This is a genomic window from Streptomyces sp. NBC_01116 (assembly GCF_041435495.1).
GTDB lineage: Bacteria > Actinomycetota > Actinomycetes > Streptomycetales > Streptomycetaceae > Streptomyces.
Map to the genome: position 1 here is coordinate 8,071,738 of NZ_CP108644.1, position 18,898 is coordinate 8,090,635.

20 protein-coding genes are annotated in these 18,898 nt (G+C 74.0%); 10 read left to right on the forward strand and 10 right to left on the reverse strand.

The genetic code is table 11. The features are described 5' to 3' along the window. Positions 1 to 14 precede the first annotated feature (14 nt). From OG245_RS35330 to OG245_RS35360, 7 genes are all read right to left on the reverse strand, one after another. Positions 15 to 1,181 carry a glycosyltransferase gene (locus OG245_RS35330; RefSeq protein WP_371627415.1) on the reverse strand — a complete coding sequence of 389 codons (1,167 nt, stop codon included), beginning with the start codon at positions 1,179 to 1,181 and terminating at the stop codon, positions 15 to 17. A gap of 370 nt (positions 1,182 to 1,551) precedes the next feature. Further along, positions 1,552 to 2,142, reverse strand: a complete 591-nt coding sequence (locus OG245_RS35335; RefSeq protein WP_371627416.1) for a cysteine hydrolase family protein — start codon at positions 2,140 to 2,142, stop codon at positions 1,552 to 1,554. 114 nt (positions 2,143 to 2,256) lie between these two features. Continuing rightward, positions 2,257 to 3,306 (reverse strand): polyprenyl synthetase family protein, encoded by a 1,050-nt coding sequence (locus OG245_RS35340; RefSeq protein WP_371627417.1) that lies wholly within the window; start codon positions 3,304 to 3,306, stop codon positions 2,257 to 2,259. Next, on the reverse strand, positions 3,303 to 4,361 hold the full coding sequence (locus OG245_RS35345; protein WP_371628077.1) for a tetratricopeptide repeat protein: 1,059 nt from the start codon (positions 4,359 to 4,361) through the stop codon (positions 3,303 to 3,305). The genes OG245_RS35340 and OG245_RS35345 overlap by 4 nt, the downstream gene beginning before the upstream one ends. Before the next feature lie 220 nt (positions 4,362 to 4,581). Beyond that, positions 4,582 to 5,229, reverse strand: coding sequence for a TetR/AcrR family transcriptional regulator (locus OG245_RS35350; protein ID WP_371627418.1), 648 nt, complete (start codon positions 5,227 to 5,229; stop codon positions 4,582 to 4,584). Beyond that, positions 5,226 to 5,906 (reverse strand): DUF4166 domain-containing protein, encoded by a 681-nt coding sequence (locus OG245_RS35355; RefSeq protein ID WP_371627419.1) that lies wholly within the window; start codon positions 5,904 to 5,906, stop codon positions 5,226 to 5,228. The genes OG245_RS35350 and OG245_RS35355 overlap by 4 nt, the downstream gene beginning before the upstream one ends. Then, on the reverse strand, positions 5,903 to 6,595 hold the full coding sequence (locus OG245_RS35360) for a hypothetical protein (RefSeq protein ID WP_371627420.1): 693 nt from the start codon (positions 6,593 to 6,595) through the stop codon (positions 5,903 to 5,905). The genes OG245_RS35355 and OG245_RS35360 overlap by 4 nt, the downstream gene beginning before the upstream one ends. A gap of 147 nt (positions 6,596 to 6,742) precedes the next feature. On the opposite strand from OG245_RS35360, the gene OG245_RS35365 reads away from it, so the two are divergent. The 3 genes from OG245_RS35365 to OG245_RS35375 are packed head-to-tail and all read left to right on the forward strand — an operon-like array spanning position 6,743 to position 9,058. After that, a complete protein-coding gene (locus OG245_RS35365; RefSeq protein WP_371627421.1) occupies positions 6,743 to 7,420 on the forward strand; it encodes an ABC transporter permease in 678 nt (225 codons plus the stop codon). A 25-nt stretch (positions 7,421 to 7,445) separates the two neighbouring features. Beyond that, positions 7,446 to 8,111, forward strand: a complete 666-nt coding sequence (locus OG245_RS35370; RefSeq protein ID WP_371627422.1) for an ABC transporter permease — start codon at positions 7,446 to 7,448, stop codon at positions 8,109 to 8,111. Further along, positions 8,108 to 9,058, forward strand: a complete 951-nt coding sequence (locus tag OG245_RS35375; protein WP_371627423.1) for an ABC transporter substrate-binding protein — start codon at positions 8,108 to 8,110, stop codon at positions 9,056 to 9,058. Before OG245_RS35370 ends, OG245_RS35375 begins: the two co-directional genes overlap by 4 nt. 13 nt (positions 9,059 to 9,071) lie before the next feature. Here the strand turns inward: OG245_RS35375 and OG245_RS35380 are convergent, their stop codons facing one another. After that, complete coding sequence (locus tag OG245_RS35380) at positions 9,072 to 9,977, reverse strand: nitroreductase/quinone reductase family protein (RefSeq protein ID WP_371627424.1); 906 nt, start codon at positions 9,975 to 9,977, stop codon at positions 9,072 to 9,074. Between the two features lie 295 nt (positions 9,978 to 10,272). On the opposite strand from OG245_RS35380, the gene OG245_RS35385 reads away from it, so the two are divergent. Continuing rightward, positions 10,273 to 10,572, forward strand: coding sequence for a DUF2087 domain-containing protein (locus tag OG245_RS35385; protein WP_371627425.1), 300 nt, complete (start codon positions 10,273 to 10,275; stop codon positions 10,570 to 10,572). A gap of 48 nt (positions 10,573 to 10,620) precedes the next feature. Here the strand turns inward: OG245_RS35385 and OG245_RS35390 are convergent, their stop codons facing one another. After that, positions 10,621 to 11,784: an ABC transporter ATP-binding protein gene (locus tag OG245_RS35390; protein ID WP_371627426.1), complete on the reverse strand. Its 1,164-nt coding sequence runs from the start codon at positions 11,782 to 11,784 to the stop codon at positions 10,621 to 10,623. 151 nt (positions 11,785 to 11,935) lie between these two features. Between OG245_RS35390 and OG245_RS35395 the strand changes: the two genes are divergently transcribed. After that, positions 11,936 to 13,231: an alpha/beta fold hydrolase gene (locus OG245_RS35395; protein ID WP_371627427.1), complete on the forward strand. Its 1,296-nt coding sequence runs from the start codon at positions 11,936 to 11,938 to the stop codon at positions 13,229 to 13,231. 62 nt (positions 13,232 to 13,293) lie between these two features. On the opposite strand, the gene OG245_RS35400 is transcribed toward OG245_RS35395, so the two are convergent. After that, the gene (locus OG245_RS35400) at positions 13,294 to 13,866 is read right to left on the reverse strand and encodes a rhodanese-like domain-containing protein (RefSeq protein WP_371627428.1); all 573 of its coding nucleotides are present in this window, start codon (positions 13,864 to 13,866) and stop codon (positions 13,294 to 13,296) included. Positions 13,867 to 14,036: 170 nt separating this feature from the next. Here OG245_RS35400 and OG245_RS35405 point away from each other — a divergent pair, with 170 nt between their 5' ends. From OG245_RS35405 to OG245_RS35425, 5 genes are all read left to right on the forward strand, one after another. Beyond that, positions 14,037 to 14,768 (forward strand): PIG-L deacetylase family protein, encoded by a 732-nt coding sequence (locus tag OG245_RS35405; protein ID WP_371627429.1) that lies wholly within the window; start codon positions 14,037 to 14,039, stop codon positions 14,766 to 14,768. An 86-nt stretch (positions 14,769 to 14,854) separates the two neighbouring features. After that, positions 14,855 to 15,454 (forward strand): helix-turn-helix domain-containing protein, encoded by a 600-nt coding sequence (locus OG245_RS35410; RefSeq protein WP_371627430.1) that lies wholly within the window; start codon positions 14,855 to 14,857, stop codon positions 15,452 to 15,454. Positions 15,455 to 15,573: 119 nt separating this feature from the next. Next, positions 15,574 to 16,539, forward strand: coding sequence for an NADPH:quinone oxidoreductase family protein (locus tag OG245_RS35415; RefSeq protein ID WP_371627431.1), 966 nt, complete (start codon positions 15,574 to 15,576; stop codon positions 16,537 to 16,539). Further along, entirely contained in the window at positions 16,536 to 17,729 is a 1,194-nt protein-coding gene (locus OG245_RS35420; RefSeq protein WP_371627432.1) for an acyl-CoA dehydrogenase family protein, read from the forward strand. Before OG245_RS35415 ends, OG245_RS35420 begins: the two co-directional genes overlap by 4 nt. Continuing rightward, on the forward strand, positions 17,726 to 18,844 hold the full coding sequence (locus OG245_RS35425) for an acyl-CoA dehydrogenase family protein (protein WP_371627433.1): 1,119 nt from the start codon (positions 17,726 to 17,728) through the stop codon (positions 18,842 to 18,844). The genes OG245_RS35420 and OG245_RS35425 overlap by 4 nt, the downstream gene beginning before the upstream one ends. Positions 18,845 to 18,898: the final 54 nt, after the last annotated feature.

Genomic DNA, 18,898 nt, shown 5'->3' on the forward strand with positions numbered 1-18,898 from the left:
TGCACTCTCCATCGTCATCGCTCGGTGCGCTTCCTCGTCGTGGGGCCGGACAGGCCGACCAGTTCCTGGTAGAGACCGGCGACCGCCCCCGCGGTCCGTCGGACGTCGAAAGACGCGCGGGTGTGGCGCATGGCCCGGCGGGACAGCGCCTCGCGCAGTTCCGGGTCGATGAGCAGGGCGGTCAGCGCGGCGGCCAGGGCCTCCGGATCCTCCGGAGGCACCAGACAGTGGTCCTCGTGGCCGGGCGGCAGGCTCTCCCGCGCGCCGTTCACGTCGGTCATCACGACGGGGCGCCCGCAGGCCATCGCCTCCAGCGGGGCCAGCGCCATGCCCTCCCAGCGGGAGGGCAGCACGAGGACGTCCGCCGCGTGGATCCACGGCAGCACGTCCTCGCAGGCTCCGGTGAACAGCACGCCCGGCGGCGCCGACGCCTCCAGCCCGGCCCGGTCGGGCCCGTCGCCCACGAGGACGAGACGGGCCCCGGCGTGCGGCACCCGGCGCCAGGCCCGCAGCAGCACGTCCTGCCCCTTCTGCCGGGTCAGCCGGCCGACGCAGACGACCAGCGGGGCGTCCCGGCCGAGGCTCTCCAGCAAGGGCAGCGAGGCGCGGGCCTCCGCCCGGTCCCTGCTTCCGCCGGGCCGGAAACGGTCGAGGTCGATGCCGTTGTGGATGACCGACCAGCGGGCGGCGATGCCCGCCTCCTGTCCGGTGCGTCGTTCGGACTCGCTGACGCACAGGATGTGATCGGCCCAGCGTGCGCCGAACCGCTCCCAGCCGAGCGCGAGTGCCGCGGTGCGTCCGCCGACGGCCTCGAACGACCAGGCGTGCGGCTGGAACACGGTGGGGACCCGGCCGCGTACCGCGATCCGCCCGGCCAGTCCCGCCTTGGCGCTGTGGGCGTGCACCACGTGCGGGCGGCTCGCGCGGACGATCCCGCGCGCGGCGGCCACCTCCCGGGCCAGCCGGGGCCCGGGGGCGCGGGTGACGGACCAGCCGTGGACCTCGGCGCCCGCGGCCGCCGCCCCGAGGGACAGCGGGCTGCCGGGCGGGCAGGCCACCACCGGGCGCAGCCCGGACCCGGCCTGGGCCCTGACGAGATCGGTGACGACCCGGGCCACTCCGCCGTCCACGGGCTGAACCAAATGAAGGACCGTCAATGGGCTTTCTTCAGTACGACGCATGTGCAGCACGCACGGCTCTCTTCGCTCAATCCGGTGAGTAAGATCCACCGGCCGTGGCCGGCGGGTCTAAAGCCGAATCGCACTTTGACAGAAATATGGCGAAATCGTGCGCGTGACTCGCTCATACGATCACAGGGGGGTGACGTGGGAAGGAGGGCCGTTCGAGTGGTCGCGGGGCAGATCGGCGCATGACCGCGGGCCTTTCGCGGGCAGCCGGTGAAAGGGCTTGTCGTCCGCCTCCGTACGGAAGGGCGGAGGTGTTCCGTACGGATCGAGCCGTTTATATCGTCAGCCTTTTTCCGGCATGACGTACTGCGCCGATCGCCGCACCGGATGGCGGCACCATCTATGGGCGATCACGGGACAGCCCTCAGGCTGTTCTCGTGGTGGCGGACGGAGTGGCGAAAGAGACGGTCGCGGTGTGCGCCACGATCTCCACCTCGTCGCCCAGAGCCCATTCCGCGACCCGTGACGCCATCGCCGCCGGCACCACGTCGCTGATGTCCGGCGCGGCCGGAATGTCGTACGTGGCGTGGGCGTCGTGGGGCAGGACGACCCGGTAGCCCAGCTCCAGGGCCCGGCGGGCGGTGGCGAGCACGCACATCTCCGACATCACCCCGCACACGGCGAGCGCCCGGACGCCCGCCGCCGACAGCTCGGCCTCCAGCGACGTCTTCTCGAAACCGTCGTCCTCGCTCTTGCGGATCACCGTCTCGGTCGGCCCGGTGCGCACGGGCAGGTGCAGCTCCCACCCGGGCGTCCCCGGCTCGTCGGGCTCTCCGGCCGGGCCGTCGTTCTGCAGGTGGACGACGAGTGCCCCGGCCTCCCGGGCCCGCCCGACGAGGTCCGTCACCCGGTCCACCAGCCGGGTCGCGTCGGGCACGGCGGCGTCCCCCGCGACGAACGCCGACTGGACGTCGACGACGAGCAGCGCCGTGACGGGGGCGGGAAGGGCGCTCATGCCGGGGGAGTCCTCACGTCGTCGCGGCGGGTGCGTGGGCGCAGGCCCGCCCGGAGCCCATCGTGCCGTACGAAGGGCCGTGGCCGCCCGCCGTTTTCGGCGGGCGGCCACGGGTCAGCCGGTGCGGTCCACGAGGTACGGGATCAGGGTGAGCAGATCCCCGCGCGCGCCCTCCGCCAGCGGCACCCGGTCCAGACAGGCGCGGGCCGCCGCCAGGTGCTCGTGCGCCTCGGCCAGCGCGGCCCGCCGTCCGCCGGCCTCGCCGATCAGCTCGGCCGCACGGCGCGCCGCGGGGTCGTCGAGCGGCCCGGCGGAGGTGAGGAGCGCGTCGAGACGCCGGGCCGCCGGGTGGTCGGCGGACAGGGCCGCGAGCACCGGGTACGTCTTCTTCAGCCGCCGCAGATCGCTGTGCACCGGCTTGCCGGTCACCTGCGGATCGCCCCAGATCCCGAGCAGGTCGTCCACCGCCTGGAACGCCACCCCCACATGCCGCCCCGCCAGGTCCAGCGCCTCGACGGTGCGCGCCGGGGCGCCGGCCAGCACCGCGCCCAGGGCGGCGGCGCAACCGAGCAGGGCGCCCGTCTTGTGGGTGGCCATCGACCGGTACTCCTGCGGCAGGACCGCCCCGGGCCCGGTCCACGGCCGGGACTCGAAGAGCAGGTCCTGCGCCTGACCGTGCACCAGATCGCCCAGCGCGCCGGCCAGTTGCCGGACCGCCGCCGCGCCGCCCGGCCCGGGAGCCTCCGCCAGCGTGGAGACGGCCAGCGCGAACAGCGCGTCCCCCGCGAGGACCGCCGGGCCCGTGCCGTACGCCTTCCACAGCGTCGGCCGCCGCCGACGGGTCTCGTCGCCGTCCATGATGTCGTCGTGGATCAGGGAGAAGGTGTGGATCAGCTCGACGGCCACCGCGCCCGGCACCGCGTCCGCCGCGCTGCCGCCCGCGGCCTCCGCGCCGAGCACCGCGAGCGCCTGGCGGACCCCCTTGCCCTGCGATCCGGGCGCCGCCTCGCCACCCGTCCCGCTCCAGCCCAGCGAGAAGGCCGCGGTCTCCGCGTGCCAGGGGTGCAGCCGCCCCACCGACTCCGCCAGGGCCGGGCGCACGAGCTCGCGGCAGCGGTCCAGTATCTGCGTGGCGCTCGCCCGGCTGGTCGTGGAGAGCGTCATCGGCGGCCGTCCCTCTCGCCCGCGGAGGCCGGTTCCACGCCGAGTTCCGCGTACGCCTTCTCGACCATCTCCTGGGCGTTGAGCAGCCCGATCCGGCTCAGCCTGCCGCGCAGTTCGTCCAGCTCGGCGGCGGTGGCGTCGCGGTCCCGGCCGAGCCTGGCCCGGGCCTTGACCAGGCCGAGCGAGGCGAGCGCCTCGCCCCGCGGCTCGTCCATCGCGCGGAACTCCCCGAGCGCCTGCTTGTAGACCTCGCGCGCCTCCTCGTAACGCCCGGCCCGGAAGAGCACGTTGGCCCGCATCTTGTGGTTGTACGCCAGGGCGCTGGAGAGGTTCATCTCGCGGCAGGTGACCTCGGCCTCGGAGAGCAGGTCGAGGGCGCGCCCGGTCGCCCCGTCCCGGAGGGAGACGATGTCGGCGATGCCGCGCAGGGCCCAGGCCCGGCCCCGCCGGTCGTCCGCGTCGCCCGCCAGGGCGGCCGCCTCCTCGAACATCTCCAACGCCGTGTCCAGCGAACCGGTGTTGCGGTGGATCTGCGCGATGCCCTCCAGGGCCCAGACAGTGTGCCGGGCCTCGCCCCGGGCACGGGCCTCGGCCAGCAGTTGTTCGTGCAGCGTCGCGACGGTCGCGTAGTCGCCCTGGATCCGTCCGGTCTCGGCGAGGCCGGCCAGCGAATAGCCGCGGGCGACCACGTCGCCGCCCCGCTTCCCCAGCTCCGCGGCGAGACCGAGCAGCCTGAACGCGAGGCGCAGCGAACCGCGTTGGCGTGCCAGCGTGCCCCCGCTCCACAGCGCCCACGCCATCGCCCCGGTGTTCCCGGCCGTCCGCGCGGCCCGGTAGCTGGCCTTCCAGGCCCGGTCGGCCTCCGCGACCTGTCCGAGCCTGCGGTGCGCCTCGGCCACGGCGAGGCCCGAACGCGCCACCTCCTCCTGCGATCCGGAGATCTCGGCCTGCCTCAAGTGGCGTACGCCTTCGGCCAGTACGTCGGTGAGGGAGGCGTTCACCGACATCTTGGTGAGTGCTCCCTGGTACTCGGGCGCCAGTGCCTTGGTCTGCATGGGGGCCTTCCGCGCGGTGCCGGGCCGCACCGCGCGGACTATACTCTTCATGTATACGCGGAAGGTATAGTCCGGCGGTCGTGCAGGCCCGGATCTTGTGGGGTGGGGCGCCGCGCGTCACACGCGGCGCACCGTCCTGTCATCGATCAAGACGGCGGCCGGGCGAGGAGGGTTGCTCCTGAAGTCCAGGTCGTTCCGCATCCCCTCCGCGAGCGTCCCCTCACGCACTCCCCGTGCGCCGCAGCCGGTGGCGCACGGCGCGCCGGGCGACCGGGCCGAGCTCGTCCAGCACCCCGGCCAGCGCGGCGAGCTGCTCCAGCGCGTCGAAGGCGCGCCCGGCCCCCGCGGGGTCGACGCCCTCGTACAGCTCCAGGCCCACGAACGACCCCGTCACCGCCCGGGCCAGGCCCGCCGGGTCGGTGAACTCGCCCAGCGGCGAGTCCGCCAGGATCCGGGTGAGGGCCTTCTCGATCTCGGCGGTCCACAGGCCGAGTCCGGCGGCGGTCGCGGGCGCGAGCCTCGGCTGGGTCTGCGCTCCCGCGAGCACCTGCGCGAGGAAGGCGACATGGCCGCCGGCCCGCTCCTCCTCGTGCAGCTCGCGCCCGCACTTCAGCAGCCCGGCGAGGGAGGTGACGGCGGCGAGCCGGTCGCGGTACCGGGCCACCCGCTGCTCCGCGCCGTACCGGCAGGCCGCCGCCAACAGCTCGTCGACCGAGCCGAAGTGGTAGAAGACCAGTGCCTGGTTGACCCCGGCCGAGGCCGCCACCGAGCGGGCCGACGTCTTGGCGATCCCCTGCTCGGCGAGGGTGCGCAGCGCGCCCTCCAGGAGCTTCGTCCGGGTGTCCGCCCCCGCCGCGCTCCCCGTCACGCCCGCGCCTCTTCGCGGACCGGGCGCAGACCCGCCCGTACGCCGTGGCGCAGGGCGTCGACATAGCGGGCGCGGAACGTTCCCTCGTACCCGAACAGCGGGCCGAAGCGGCGGTTGGTCACCGCCACCCGGATGCGGAAGCGGCCCGTGGCGTCGTCGAAGGACTCGCGGACCTCGGCGTCGCCCCCGATCAGCCGGGGCACCCGGACGTCGACGGGCCCCTCGCGGAAGCGGTGTTCCCCGGAACGGATGAGCAGGGAACCGTCGGGCTCCGCGGTGAGCCGCAGGTCGGTGGCCAGGTGCTGGTGGGTGCCGAGGTAGTCCAGCACACAGGAGCGCTCGGGGCTGTGCACCATCGTGGCGTCGAAGCGGCGCGGACCGCCCGGCAGGGCGAAGGTCCGGACGAAGGTCACGGTCTCCCGGCCGTGGGCGTCGGTGTAGGGCACGTTCTCGATGGTGAACGGGACGTCGCGGCCGGTTCTCGGCACCAGGATGTTGCGCGTGGCGCCGAGCGCGAGGAACGGCTTCACGAACGCCCGGCCGTGCCAGATCCGGTCCATGGAACCGCGCCCGACGCACGCCTCCCCGCTCTCCAGGCCGACCGAGAAGCGCCGTCGCAACTGCGGGTGGAGCCGGGCGAAGTCGTCTCCCATCGCACGGGCGAATATCGAGGTCACGGGCGCTCCAGGCGGGCGAGAAGGGACGGGGTGGCGGCCGGGCGGCCGGGCGGTCTGCGCAGGCAGCGGCGGGCGGCGGGCGTGCGGCGGGACGGGGGCGCCAGCAGTGCGGCCAGGGCGGCGGGCAGTACGGCCGCCGGGCCGAAGGGAAGGGCTGCCGCCACGGCGAGGACCCGCAGCAGGATCTCCGCCAGGGCGTACGCCAGCGACCGGGCCGGACTGATGTCCCGCTCGCACCACAGCCGCAGCCGGTCGAAGGACCAGGCGGTCGCCCAGCCCATCAAGGGCCGCAGCACCAACCGGTCCGCGACCGTGCCGAAGCGGCCCCAGCGGGTCCGGTAGTCGTAGCCGGTCAGGAAGCGGATGCCGTCGGCGGTGGGAACGTAACGCCAGTAGCCGCTGCCCTCGGACAGCGGCGACAGCCTCTCCGGGGAGGCGAAGCGCAGTGCGGAGACCCGCTCGCCGTCCTCCCGGTGCCGCTCGCCCGCGCTCGTCCCGGTCCCCGCGACGGTCAGGAAGGGCAGCACCCGGGTCGCGTAGCGGAACCGCTGGGCGGAACCCGGCGGGCCGGGCATATGGCTGATCTCGGTGAAGCGCAGGTCCCACCGCTGATGCTGACCGGGGTCCTGGGTCCGTGCCCACAGGCGCTCCGGATCGGTACGGATCAACGCCTCTATGTACAGCCCCATGCGTGCCCCCGGTCGCCACGGGTGTTTGAGCGAGTGCTCAACCCCTGTGCCCGGGGACGCTACCAGAGAGTTGAGCACTCGCTCAAACACCCCCCGAACGGCCGCCCCCGACGCGCGACGGGGCCCCTGGCACGCTCGAATGGACGGGTGACGGCGCCCCCGGACGACTGCCTCGCCCGTAACGAGTGGATCTGCGGGGCCTACCTCTCCAGCCGCCGCGAGATCCTGGCGGACGCGGTGCTGCAACACCTCCAGCTGACGGGCGCCGCGGTGGCCGTCGCCCTCCTGCTCGCGGTCCCCCTGGCGATCGCCGCCCGCCGATGGCGCTGGGCGGCCGGACCGGTGCTGGGACTGACGACGATCCTGTACACGATCCCGTCGCTGGCGATGTTCTCGCTGCTGCTGCCGCTGTACGGACTCTCCGCCGCGCTGGTGATCGCGGGGCTCGTCCTCTACTCCCTGACCCTGCTCGTCCGGAACATCCTGGCCGGGCTACGCGCCGTCCCCGAAGAGACCCGGCAGGCCGCACGCGGCATGGGATACGGGCCGCTGCGCCTGCTGCTCGCCGTGGAGCTCCCGCTCGCGCTGCCCGCCGCGATGGCCGGGCTGCGCATCGCCACCGTCTCCGCGGTCTCCCTGGTCACCATCGGGGCGATCGTCGGCCACGGCGGACTCGGCAACCTCATCTACTCCGGCATGAACACCTACTTCAAGGCCCAGGTGCTCACCGCCTCCGTCCTGTGTGTCGTCATCGCCGTCGCCGCGGACCTGCTGCTCCTGGGAGCCGGACGGCTGCTGACCCCCTGGACCCGGAGGCAGGCGTGAACACGCCCAGCAAGGGGAGGCAGGGGTGAACGCCCTCTCCGGCGCCTGGTCCTGGCTCACCACCGCCGCCCACTGGTCCGGCCCGGACGGCGTTGGGAACCGGCTCGGCGAACACCTCTACCTCACCGTCGTCTGCCTGCTCATCAGCTGCCTGATCGCGCTGCCCGTCGCCCTCGTCCTGGGCCACCTCGGCAAGGGCGGCGCGCTCGCCGTCAACCTCTCCAACATCGGCCGGGCCGTGCCCACCTTCGCCCTGCTGGTCCTGCTGCTGCTCACTCCCATCGGGACGCACGGCCAGTGGTCGACGATCATCGCGCTCGTGCTCTTCGCCGTGCCGCCGCTGCTGACCAACGCCTACGTCGGGATGCGCGAGGTCGACCGGGACGTCGTCCGGGCCGCCCGGGGCATGGGCATGACCGGCCGCCAGATGCTGCTGGGCGTGGAACTCCCGCTCGCGCTGCCGCTGATCCTCACCGGAGTGCGGATCGCCGCCGTCCAGCTGGTGGCCACCGCCACCATCGCGGCACTGGCCGGCGGCGGGGGACTGGGCCGGATCATCACCGCGGGCTTCAACCTCGCCTCCACCCCGCAGGTGGTGGCCGGAGCGATCCTGGTGGCCGTCTTCGCACTCCTGGTCGAGAGCCTCTTCGAGGCCGGGCAGCGGCTGGGGCGTGGACGGGAGACCGCGTGAACCGCGCCCGCCGGGCCCTCGCCACGCTGGCCCTCCTCGCCGCCACGGCCTGCACCGCCGGCCCGGCGCTGGAGAACCGGGGCGAGGTCACCGCACCGCCCGGCGACAGCAGGCACCTCACGGTCGGGTCCGCCGGCTTCACCGAGAGCGACCTGCTGGCCCAGCTCTACGCGCTGCTCCTGGAGCACGCCGGGTACTCCGCCGACATCATCTCCGTGACCAATCGGGAGATCTACGAACCCGCCCTGGAGAACGGCCAGATCGACGTGGTGGCGGAGTACGCCGCGACCTTCGCCGACTGGCTGAACGCCAAGGCCAACGGCGCCGACGCGCCCCCGGTCGGATCGCCCGACCTCGCCACCACCATGAGGGAGCTGCGCTCGCTGGCCGCCCCGCGCGGCCTCACCGTCCTCGACCCCGGCCGGGCCGTCGACCAGAACGCCTTCGCCGTCACCGCCGCGTACGCGAAGGAACACGGACTGAGGACCCTCAGCGACGTGGGCGCCGCGAAGCTGCCCGTACGGCTGGCGGCGGGCGACGAATGCGTCCAGCGGCCCTACTGCGCACCCGGCCTGCGCGAGACGTACGGCATCGACGTCGTCGCCGTCGACCCGAAGGGCGTCGGCACCACCCAGGCCAAGCAGGCGGTGCAGAGCGGTCAGGACCAGATGGTGCTGACCACCACGACCGACGCCACACTGGACCGGTTCGGCCTCGTGCTGCTGGAGGACGACAAGAAACTCCAGAACGCGGACTACGTGGTTCCGGTCGTCAACCGCGCCCGCGCCGGGAGCACCGGGGTGCGCGACGCCCTCGGCCGGCTCAACACCGTGCTGACCACAGCCGACCTGGCCTCGATGAACGAACAGGTCGACAGCTGGCGCAGGCTGCCCGAGGATGTCGCGCGCACCTACCTGGAGGCGAGGAAGCTCCTCCCGGAGGCCTGAGCCGCCCGACGGCTCAGGAGGCGGGCGGTGCCGGGGGCCAGGGCACTCCTGCCAGCAGGGGGACGATGTGTTCCTCCTCGTAGTCGAGATGGGCGGTCAGCTCGTCGGTCATCCGGGCCAGCTCGGCGCGGAAGCGGTCCGGCTCCGCGATCGCGACGTCGGCCAGCAGGGCGGCGAGCGCCGTCTGGAGGGCCCCGATGCTCCGGTGCTCCTCCCGCAGCCGGTCGAAGACGTGCCCCAGATGAGGGTGGAAGCCCTCCGTCGTCGGGAACACATGGCCGCCCTCGGCCGTGTGGTGGAACTCCAGCGCCTGGCAGAACGCCAGGCAGCGCTGCCGGATCTGGAGCCCGAGACCGGGAGCGGGCGGTTCGCCCCCGCCCGGGTGGGAAGCCCGCGCGGCGAAGTGGGCCTCCGTCTCGGCGCCGACGTGGCGCAACTGATCGCGCAGCCAGGTGTGCACCTCCACCAGCTTGTCGGCGAGCGAGGTGATCGCGGGGGCCGTCGTGCCGGGGTCGGGCAGTCCCAGCATCACGACCGGCAGCACCCGGTCCGTCGCGTCCTGGTAGTCCGCGTACCCGGGCGCTCGGGCGACCACCCGGGCGAAGAGCTCGTCGCGTCGGGCTCCTTCGGCCGGTACGGCGAGGGACTCGAACTCCTCGTCCCCCAACTCGACCCGCACGGTGGGACGGGCGAGGAGATTGCGGTACCAGTCGGGGTGGAGCGGTGCGCCGAGGTTGGAGCCGACGACGAGGAGCCGGCGGCCGTCGCGCACATATCCGAGGGGTGTGGTGTGCGGCTTCCCGGAGCGGGCTCCGGTGGTGGTGAGCAGGAGGAGATCGGCGCCCTCGAAGGGGCCGCCGACCTTCCCGGCGTTGGCGCGGAATTCGGCGATGACGGACTGCTGGAAGGCATGGGGCATGGAGGTCTGGGTCTCCCGGAAGGAATGCGGGCAGGCGACGGCCCGGCGTCGCGGAGTGCCCGCGGCGAGGTGTTCGGAGGCTGGGGTGCTCAGAGGCAGGGGGCGATGAGTGGACTCATGGCGTCATCCCGGGAAGAAGGTGCTGGCTTGACCGCCGGCCGGCCCAGATCTCTTTGGCCGACGTCACGCTGCACGTGCACCATCACAACCCGGACGGGACGGGTCTGTCAACGCGAGGTCGGGCAACGCCGAAAAGGCGTTGCCCGACCTCCGGACGCCTGCGAGGCTTCCCGCCATGTCCGCCGAACAAGAGACCCTTGCTCCGCCGTCGCAGACTCCTCGCACCCCTCGGGTCGAGGCGCTCTTCTCGCACGGCCGCCTCGTCGCGATCCCGCGCAAGGAGGCCCGGCGGGAGCAGTTGCTCGTGCACCTCGCCGACACGCTGTTCGAGCGGGAGCGCTCGTACACCGAGCGCGAGGTGAACGAGGCGCTCCTGACCGTCCACGAGGACTGCTCCGCGCTGCGCCGCCACCTCGTCGTGGCGGGGCTGCTGGTCCGGCCCCGGGACGGCAGCAGCTACCGTCGCGGCCGCTGACCGGTCGTCCGGGTCGGTTGAGGGCCGGGTGGCGGGTCACCCCAGCCCTTACGCGTCCGCCACGGAATCGAACTCCACCTCCTCACGGCCCACCCCCTGCGCGTCGGCGTCCACCGACCGGCGCAGCGCCTCGTGCAGCTTCGCCGGGGTGAGGACCCCGAGGAACCTGGCCCCGTCCAGCACCGCCACCCATCCCGCGTCGTGCTGGAGCATCTCGCTGAACGCCTGCTTCAGCGGGGCGCCCACCGGCACCCACGCGTCCATCCGGCGGGCCAGGCCGCCCACCGTCTCCTCCTCCCCGGCCGATTGCAGCGCGTCCGCCGACACCCAGCCGTGCAGCTCGCCCGCGCCGTTCAGGACCACCGCCCAGCGGGCCCCCGCGGCCGCGAGCCGGGCCGCCGCGGCCCCGGCGTGCTCCTCCAGCCGGGCCACCGGCGGCTCCTGAAGGTCCTCCGGCTCGATCGCGGTGACCGACAGCCGCTTCAGCCCCCGGTCGGACCCCACGAACCGGGCCACGTACGGGGTCGCCGGGGTGCCGAGCACGGCGGCCGGCGTGTCGAACTGCTCGATGCGCCCCTCCCCGTACACCGCGATCCGGTCGCCCATCCGCACCGCCTCCTCGATGTCGTGCGTCACCAGGAGCACCGTCTTGCGCATCCGCTGCTGGAGCGCCAGGAACTCGTTCTGGAGCCGCTCCCGCACCACCGGGTCCACCGCGCCGAACGGCTCGTCCATCAGCAGCACCGGCGGATCCGCCGCGAGCGCCCGCGCCACGCCCACCCGCTGGCGCTGCCCGCCGGAGAGCTGCGCCGGATAGCGCGAGCCGTACGTCCCCGGGTCCAGGCCCACCAGGTCCAGCAGCTCCGCCGCCCGCTCCCGGGCCCGGGAGCGCTTCCAGCCGACCAGTGCCGGAACGGTCGCGGTGTTGTCCAGGACGGTCCGGTGCGGGAAGAGGCCCACCTGCTGGATCACATAGCCGATCCGGCGGCGCAGCTTCACCGGGTCGATCCCGGCGATGTCCTCGCCGTCCACCAGGATCCGGCCCGAGGTCGGCTCGATCAGCCGGTTCACCATCATCATCGTGGTGGTCTTGCCGCAGCCGGACGGTCCCACCAGGGTCACCAGCTCGCCCGCCGCCACCTCGAAGGACAGCCCGTCGACCGCCGTCGTCCCGTCCGGATAGACCTTGCCGACCTGCTCGAACCGGATCATGTCTGAACGCTAGAAGCGCCCCCGCCGCACCGCACACGGGCCGGGACCGTCCGGGGCATCTCCCGAGGACCCCTCCGCCGGACCGGCGCGGGCATGTGCTGGACTGGCCCTTTGGCCCGGATCGGCCCGCACCTCGGAATCAGGAGTTCCCGTGAACAGTTACCGCCAGCCCGGCGTCGTCCTCACGGACCGGCGTTTCACCGTGCCCCTGGACCACAGCGACCCCGGCGGCGAGCAGATCGAGGTCTACGGCCGGGAAGCGGTCGCCACCTCCCGGGCGGGCGAGGATCTGCCCTGGCTGGTCTACCTGGAGGGCGGCCCCGGCTTCGGCGCGCGCCGGTTCGTCGGCACGGAGGCCTGGCTCGGCCGCGCCCTGCGCGAGTTCCGGGTGCTCCTGCTCGACCAGCGCGGCACCGGACTGTCCACCCCGGCCAACCGGCAGACCCTCCCGCTGCGCGGCGGCCCGCGCGAGCAGGCCGACTACCTCGCCCACTTCCGCTCCGACTCCATCGTCCGGGACTGCGAGCTGATCCGGCCCCAGCTGACCGGCGGAGCCCCCTGGACGGTCCTCGGCCAGTCCTTCGGCGGCTTCTGCGCCGTCCACTATCTCTCCACCGCGCCGGAAGGGCTGAAGGCGGTCCTGATCACCGGCGGGCTGCCCTCGCTGGACGCGCACGCGGACGACGTCTACCGGGCCGCGTACCCGCGTATCGAACGCAAGGTCGCCGCCCACTACGCCCGCTACCCCCAGGACGTCGAGCGCGCCCGCGCGATCGCCGCGCACCTCGCGGAGCACCGGCCCGAGAGCGCCGGGCACCGGCTGACGCCCGAGGGCTTCCAGTCGCTCGGCATCATGCTCGGCTCGGGCAGCGGCAGCCACCAGCTCCACTACCTGCTGGAGAACGCGTTCGTCCGCACCCCGGGCGGCACCGAACTCTCCGACGCCTTCCAGGAGGCCATGCGCACGGCCGCCTCCTTTGCCGGGCACCCGCTCTACGCCCTGCTCCACGAGGCCATCTACGGACAGGGCGAGCGCCCCACCGCCTGGGCCGCCGAGCGGGTCCGGGGCGAGTTCCCGCAGTTCGACGCGGCGAAGGCGCTGGCGGGCGACGGTCCGGTCCTCTTCACCGGCGAGACCATCCACCCCTGGCACTTCGACGTCGACCCTGCCCTGCGCCCGCTGCGCGAGACCGCCGAACTGCTCGCTCAGCGCACCGACTGGCCCGTGCTGTACGACGCAGAGCGGCTCGCCGCCAACGAGGTCCCGGTCGCGGCGGCCGTCTACCACGACGACATGTACGTCCACGCCGAGGACTCGCTGCGCACCGCGGCGGCGATCCGGGGGGCGCGGGCCTGGGTGACGAACGAGTACGAGCACGACGGCGTGCGCGCGGGCGGTCCCCGCGTCCTGGACCGGCTGCTGGCGCTGGTGCGGGACGAGGCCTGACCGGCCGGGCCCCGCGCGCCCGCCCCGGGGCCGGCCGGTCGTGGACCGGCCGGCCCGCCGGATCAGCGCTGGAGCTCCTCCAGCGTGGCGTCCAGGTCGCCGGCGGTGCGCGGGGCCCGGTTGTGCGGCAGCTTCGAGAGGGCCGCGGCCATCCCGCAGGTGTTGCTGAGCGCCGAGTACACCAGGCCCGCGCCGATGCCCGCGGACAGCCAGCGTGCCGCGGGCACGCGGATGCCCGCCACCAGCCCCGCCACCACCAGCGAACCCGCCGCGAGCCGGACCTGACGCTCCATGGGCCAGGTGGTGCGCGCGCCCTCGGGACGGTCCAGGCCGCGGCCGTCGCCCTCCCAGGCCGACGTTCCGCCGGTCAGCGTCACGGCCTCGATGTCCGCTCCCGCGAGGATCTCGCAGGCCCGCGTGGACCGGACCCCGGAAGCGCACACCACCAGCAGCGAACCGCGCGCGGAGGCGGACTTGAGCGCGGGCAGCGCGTCCGGCAGCTTGTCGAGCGGGATGTTCAGGGCGCCGGGGACGTGCCCGGCGGCGTACTCGCCCGGAGCCCGCACATCGATGACGGTGAACTCCTCCAGACGGGCTGCGGCCTGGGCGGGGGAGAGGGAGGCGGGGCTGGGCACGAGCGGGTTCCTTTCGTTCGCCGGAGCGGTGGGCGGAGGGTATCCCTCACCCGGCCCGGACAGGCCGGGTGAGCCGTGTCCGCGGTGAGCGTCACCGGACTCCAGCCTCGCACGCCCGGCGCCGGTGCCGGGAAGACCGTGCGGTGACGGCACGTTGGTAGCCTGACGCGATGACGCAGTTACTCGAACCCATGCCCGTCGACTGGCAGCGCGCCCTGGCGGTGGTCGCCCATCCCGACGACCTGGAGTACGGAACGGCCGCGGCCGTGGCGGAATGGACCGACGGCGGCCGTGAGGTCGTCTACCTCCTCGCCAGCCGGGGCGAGGCCGGGATCGACACGCTGTCGCCCGAGGAGTGCGCGCCGGTGCGCGAGCGGGAGCAGCGGGCCGGCGCCGCCGTCGTCGGGGTGCGGACCGTGGAGTTCCTGGACCACCGCGACGGCGTGATCGAGTACGGCACCGGCCTGCGCCGCGACATCGCCGCGGCCATCCGCCGCCACCGCCCCGAGCTGGTGGTCACCGTCAACCACCGGGACACCTGGGGCGGGGTCGCCTGGAACAGCCCCGACCACCGCGCGGTCGGGCGCGCCGCCCTGGACGCGGTCGCCGACGCGGGCAACCGCTGGATCTTCCCGGAGCTGGGCGAGCGGGGACTCGATCCGTGGGACGGGGTGCGCTGGACCGCCGTGGCGGGCAGCGACCGGCCCACCCACGCGGTCGACGCGACCGCCGGTCTCGAACGCTCGGTCCGGTCGCTGCTGGAGCACCGCACCTACATCGAGGCGCTGACCCAGGAGGACCCGGAGCGGTACTGCCGGACCCTCCTGGAGGGCCTGACGAAGGAGGCGGCCGCGCAGTTCGGCGGCCGGCCGGCGGTGACGTTCGAGGTCTTCGCCGCCTGAGGAGGAGTCCACCGGGGCTGTCCCGGGGCTGGCGTCGACGGATTTGGCGGGTTGACAAACGGGCTTGCCGATTCTGCAATGGCCGGATGAAGGAACACGACCGGGACGACCCGGAACTGGAGTCCGTCCTCTCCGGCGTCGGCCCCCGACTGCGGCGGCTGCGCAAGGACCGCGGGGTCACCCTCGCCGCGCTCTCGGCGGCCACCGGCATCTCCGTCTCCACGCTCTCCCGGCTGGAGTCCGGCGGCCGTCGCCCCAGCCTCGAACTGATGCTGCCGATCGCCCGCGCCCACGAGGTGCCGCTCGACGACCTCGTGGGCGCCGCACCGGTCGGCGATCCGCGGGTCAGGGCCAAGCCGATCGTGCAGCACGGCCGAACCATGCTGCCGCTGACCGCCCGGCCGGGCGGCCTCCAGGCGTACAAGCTGATCCAGGAGCCCGGCAGCGGCGGCCCGCCGGAGCAGCGCACGCACGAGGGGTACGAGTGGCTGTTCGTGCTCTCGGGGAGGCTGCGGCTGCTGCTGGCCGACCACGATCTGGTGCTGGAGCCGGGCGAGGCCGCCGAGTTCGACACCCGGCTGCCGCACTGGTTCGGCCCGGCCGAGGACGAGACGGTGGAGTTCCTCAGCCTCTTCGGTCCGCAGGGCGAGCGCATGCACGTGCGGGCGAGGCCGAAGCGCGCCTGAAGCCCGGGGGTGGGCCGGAGGTGTTCCCAGATCGGCAAGCGACCGCTTAGTATGCGGCGCAGCAGTGGTAATGCCGACCGCGGCAGCGGTTGAAGCCGACAGTGTTGTGGAGGCCCCTCATGCAGGCATGGCGAGTGCACCGGAACGGCGAGCCGGGCGAGGTGATGCGGCTGGAGGAGACGGACCGGCCCGTGCCCGGCGACGGGCAGGTGCTCGTCGAGGTCCGCGCGGCCAACGTCAACTTCCCCGACGCCCTGCTCTGCCGGGGCCAGTACCAGGTCCGGCCGCCGCTGCCCTTCACCCCGGGCGTCGAGGTGTGCGGCACCACCGAGGACGGGCGGCGGGTCCTCGCCACCCCCGCCCTGCCGCACGGCGGCTTCGCCGACTTCGTGGTCGCGGACGAGGCGGCCCTGCTGCCCGCACCCGACGCACTGGACGACGCCGAAGCGGCCGCCCTGCACATCGGCTACCAGACCGGCTGGTTCGGCCTGCACCGCCGTGCCCGCCTCCAGCCCGGTGAGACCCTCCTCGTCCACGCGGCGGCCGGAGGCGTCGGCAGCGCCGCCGTCCAGCTCGGCAGGGCGGCGGGCGCGAAGGTCATCGGCGTCGTCGGCGGCCCGGAGAAGGCGGCCGTCGCCCGCGAGCTCGGCTGCGACCTGGTCATCGACCGGCGGAGCGAGGACATCGTCGCCGCCGTGAAGGAGGCCACCGGCGGGCACGGCGCGGACGTCGTCTACGACCCGGTCGGCGGCGACGCGTACGCCAAGTCCGCCAAGTGCGTCGCCTTCGAGGGGCGCATCCTCGTCGTCGGCTTCGCCAGCGGCGTCATCCCCGCCCCGGCCCTCAACCACGCCCTGGTGAAGAACTACTCCGTCGTCGGGCTGCACTGGGGCCTGTACAACGCCAAGGACCCGGCCGCCGTCCGCGCCTGCCACGACGAGCTGACCAAGCTGGCCGAGCAGGGCATCGTCACACCCCTGGTCAGCGAGCGCGTCGCGATGGCGGGAGCGGCCGACGCCGTCCAGCGCGTCGCCGACGGCACCAGCACCGGCCGCATCGTCGTCCTGCCCGGAGGCGCCCGATGAGCCCCGCTCCCGACGCCGCCGAGGTCCGCCGCCGCACCCGCGAGCTGCTCGCCGCGCACCCGCCCGCCACGACCGACCGCACCGACTTCCTGAAGGCCCGTTTCGACGCGGGCCTGGCCTGGGTCCACTACCCGGTGGGCCTCGGCGGGCTCGACGCGCCCCGCTCCCTCCAGCAGGCCGTCGACTCCGAACTCGCCGCCGCCGACGCACCCGACAACGACCCGCGCCGCATCGGCATCGGCCTCGGCATGGCCGCGCCCACCGTCCTCGGCTTCGGCACCGACGAGCAGAAGCGCCGCTTCCTGCGCCCGCTGTGGGTGGGGGAGGAGGTGTGGTGCCAGCTGTTCAGCGAACCCGGCGCCGGATCCGACCTCGCGGCCCTGGCCACCCGAGCCGTCAGGGACGAGGGCGGCGACTGGATCGTCGACGGCCAGAAGGTCTGGACGTCCAGCGCCCACCTGGCCCGCTGGGCGATCCTCATCGCCCGCACCGACCCGGACCTGCCCAAGCACCGCGGTATCAGCTACTTCATCTGCGACATGACCGACCCCGGCGTCGAGGTGCGGCCGCTGCGCCAGATCACCGGCGAGGCCGAGTTCAACGAGGTCTTCCTCACCGGCGTACGCATCCCCGACAGCCACCGCCTCGGCCCCGTCGGCGAGGGCTGGAAGGTCGCCCAGACCACCCTGATGAACGAGCGCGTCTCCATCGGCGGCTCCCGCATCCCGCGCGAGGGCGGCATGATCGGCCCGGTCGCCCGGACCTGGCGCGAGCGTCCCGAGCTGCGCACCCCCGACACCCACCAGCGCCTGCTGACCCTCTGGGTGGAGGCCGAGGTCGCCCGGCTCACCGGCGAGCGGCTGCGCCAGCAGCTGGTCGCCGGACAGCCGGGACCCGAGGGCTCGGGCATGAAGCTCGCCTTCGCCCGGCTCAACCAGGAGATCAGCGGCCTTGAGGTCGAACTGCTCGGTGACGAAGGCCTGTTGTACGGCGACTGGACCATGGGCCGCCCGGAGCTGGTCGACTTCACCGGACGGGACGCCGGCTACCGCTATCTGCGTTCCAAGGGCAACTCCATCGAGGGCGGCACCAGCGAGGTCCTGCTGAACATCGTGGCCGAGCGCGTCCTCGGACTGCCCTCCGAACCCCGCAACGACAAGGACGTCGCCTGGAAGGACCTGAGCCGATGACCGCGCCCGCCCAGCCCCCCGCCACCCCCGACCTGCTCTACTCGCAGGACGAGGAGGACCTGCGCTCCGCCGTGCGCGCCCTCCTCGCCGACCGGGCCGCCGCGCCGACGGTGATCGCGGCGACCGAGTCCGACACGCCGTACGACCAGCGGCTCTGGTCCTCGCTGGCCACCGGCATCGGCGCGGCGGGACTCCTCGTGCCCGAGAAGCTCGGCGGCCAGGGCGCCTCCCACCGCGAGGCCGCCGTGGTCCTGGAAGAGCTCGGCCGGGCCGTGGCCCCCGCCCCCTATCTGACCAGCTCCGTCGTGGCCACCGAGACCCTCCTCGCGCTGGGCGCGGCGGACGGACCGGCCGCCGCGCTCCTGGGCGAGCTGGCCTCCGGAGCCCGTACGGCGGTGCTCGCCGTGCCCTTCGCGACCCCGCCCACCGGGGTGGGCGCGGCGCTCGCTTCGCTGGACGGGACGGTGCGCGGCGTCGCCGACGCGGCGGTGGCCGACGTGCTGCTGGTGCCGACCGCCGAGGGACTGTACGCCGTCGGGACGGCCGGCCACGGCGTCGCCGTACAACCGCTCGTCCCGCTCGACCTGACCCGGCCCCTGGCCACCGTCACCCTGACCGGCGCCACCGGGACGCTGCTGGCCGACGCGGGAGCGAGCGCCACCGCCGTACGGCGCGGACTGCTCGCCGGGGCCGGACTGCTCGCCTCCGAGCAGCTCGGCCTCGCGGAGTGGTGTCTGACCGAGACCGTCCGGTACACCCGGGACCGCCACCAGTTCAACCGGCCCGTGGGCTCGTTCCAGTCGCTCAAGCACCGGATGGCGCAGCTCTGGCTGGAGGTCGTCTCGGCCCGCGCCGCCGCCCGCAACGCCGCCGACGCCCTCGCCACCGGGAGCCCCGACGCCCCGCTCGCGGTCGCGGTGGCCCAGGCGTACTGCTCCGGCGTAGCGGTCCACGCCGCCGAGGAGTGCGTACAGCTGCACGGCGGGATCGGCATGACCTGGGAACACCCGGCGCACCTCTACCTGAAGCGCGCCAAGGCCGACTCGATCGCGTACGGCACGGCGGGCAGCCACCGTCGGGCCGTCGCCGAGCTGGTGGAACTTCCGGCTCCGTAGGGGGCGTCCTTCGACGCATCGGCCCTGGTGCACCCGTCTCGTCTGTCGAGGCGG

What these genes read in the sequence shown, in the direction of transcription:
- OG245_RS35330 (WP_371627415.1), bottom strand. Translation starts at nt 1,181, where the DNA reads ATGCGTCGTACTGAAGAAAGCCCATTGACGGTCCTTCATTTGGTTCAG.
- OG245_RS35335 (WP_371627416.1), bottom strand. Translation starts at nt 2,142, where the DNA reads ATGAGCGCCCTTCCCGCCCCCGTCACGGCGCTGCTCGTCGTCGACGTC.
- OG245_RS35340 (WP_371627417.1), bottom strand. Translation starts at nt 3,306, where the DNA reads ATGACGCTCTCCACGACCAGCCGGGCGAGCGCCACGCAGATACTGGAC.
- OG245_RS35345 (WP_371628077.1), bottom strand. Translation starts at nt 4,361, where the DNA reads ATGCAGACCAAGGCACTGGCGCCCGAGTACCAGGGAGCACTCACCAAG.
- OG245_RS35360 (WP_371627420.1), bottom strand. Translation starts at nt 6,595, where the DNA reads ATGGGGCTGTACATAGAGGCGTTGATCCGTACCGATCCGGAGCGCCTG.
- OG245_RS35380 (WP_371627424.1), bottom strand. Translation starts at nt 9,977, where the DNA reads ATGCCCCATGCCTTCCAGCAGTCCGTCATCGCCGAATTCCGCGCCAAC.
- OG245_RS35385 (WP_371627425.1), top strand. Translation starts at nt 10,273, where the DNA reads ATGTCCGCCGAACAAGAGACCCTTGCTCCGCCGTCGCAGACTCCTCGC.
- OG245_RS35390 (WP_371627426.1), bottom strand. Translation starts at nt 11,784, where the DNA reads ATGATCCGGTTCGAGCAGGTCGGCAAGGTCTATCCGGACGGGACGACG.
- OG245_RS35405 (WP_371627429.1), top strand. Translation starts at nt 14,037, where the DNA reads ATGACGCAGTTACTCGAACCCATGCCCGTCGACTGGCAGCGCGCCCTG.
- OG245_RS35410 (WP_371627430.1), top strand. Translation starts at nt 14,855, where the DNA reads ATGAAGGAACACGACCGGGACGACCCGGAACTGGAGTCCGTCCTCTCC.
- OG245_RS35415 (WP_371627431.1), top strand. Translation starts at nt 15,574, where the DNA reads ATGCAGGCATGGCGAGTGCACCGGAACGGCGAGCCGGGCGAGGTGATG.
- OG245_RS35420 (WP_371627432.1), top strand. Translation starts at nt 16,536, where the DNA reads ATGAGCCCCGCTCCCGACGCCGCCGAGGTCCGCCGCCGCACCCGCGAG.
- OG245_RS35425 (WP_371627433.1), top strand. Translation starts at nt 17,726, where the DNA reads ATGACCGCGCCCGCCCAGCCCCCCGCCACCCCCGACCTGCTCTACTCG.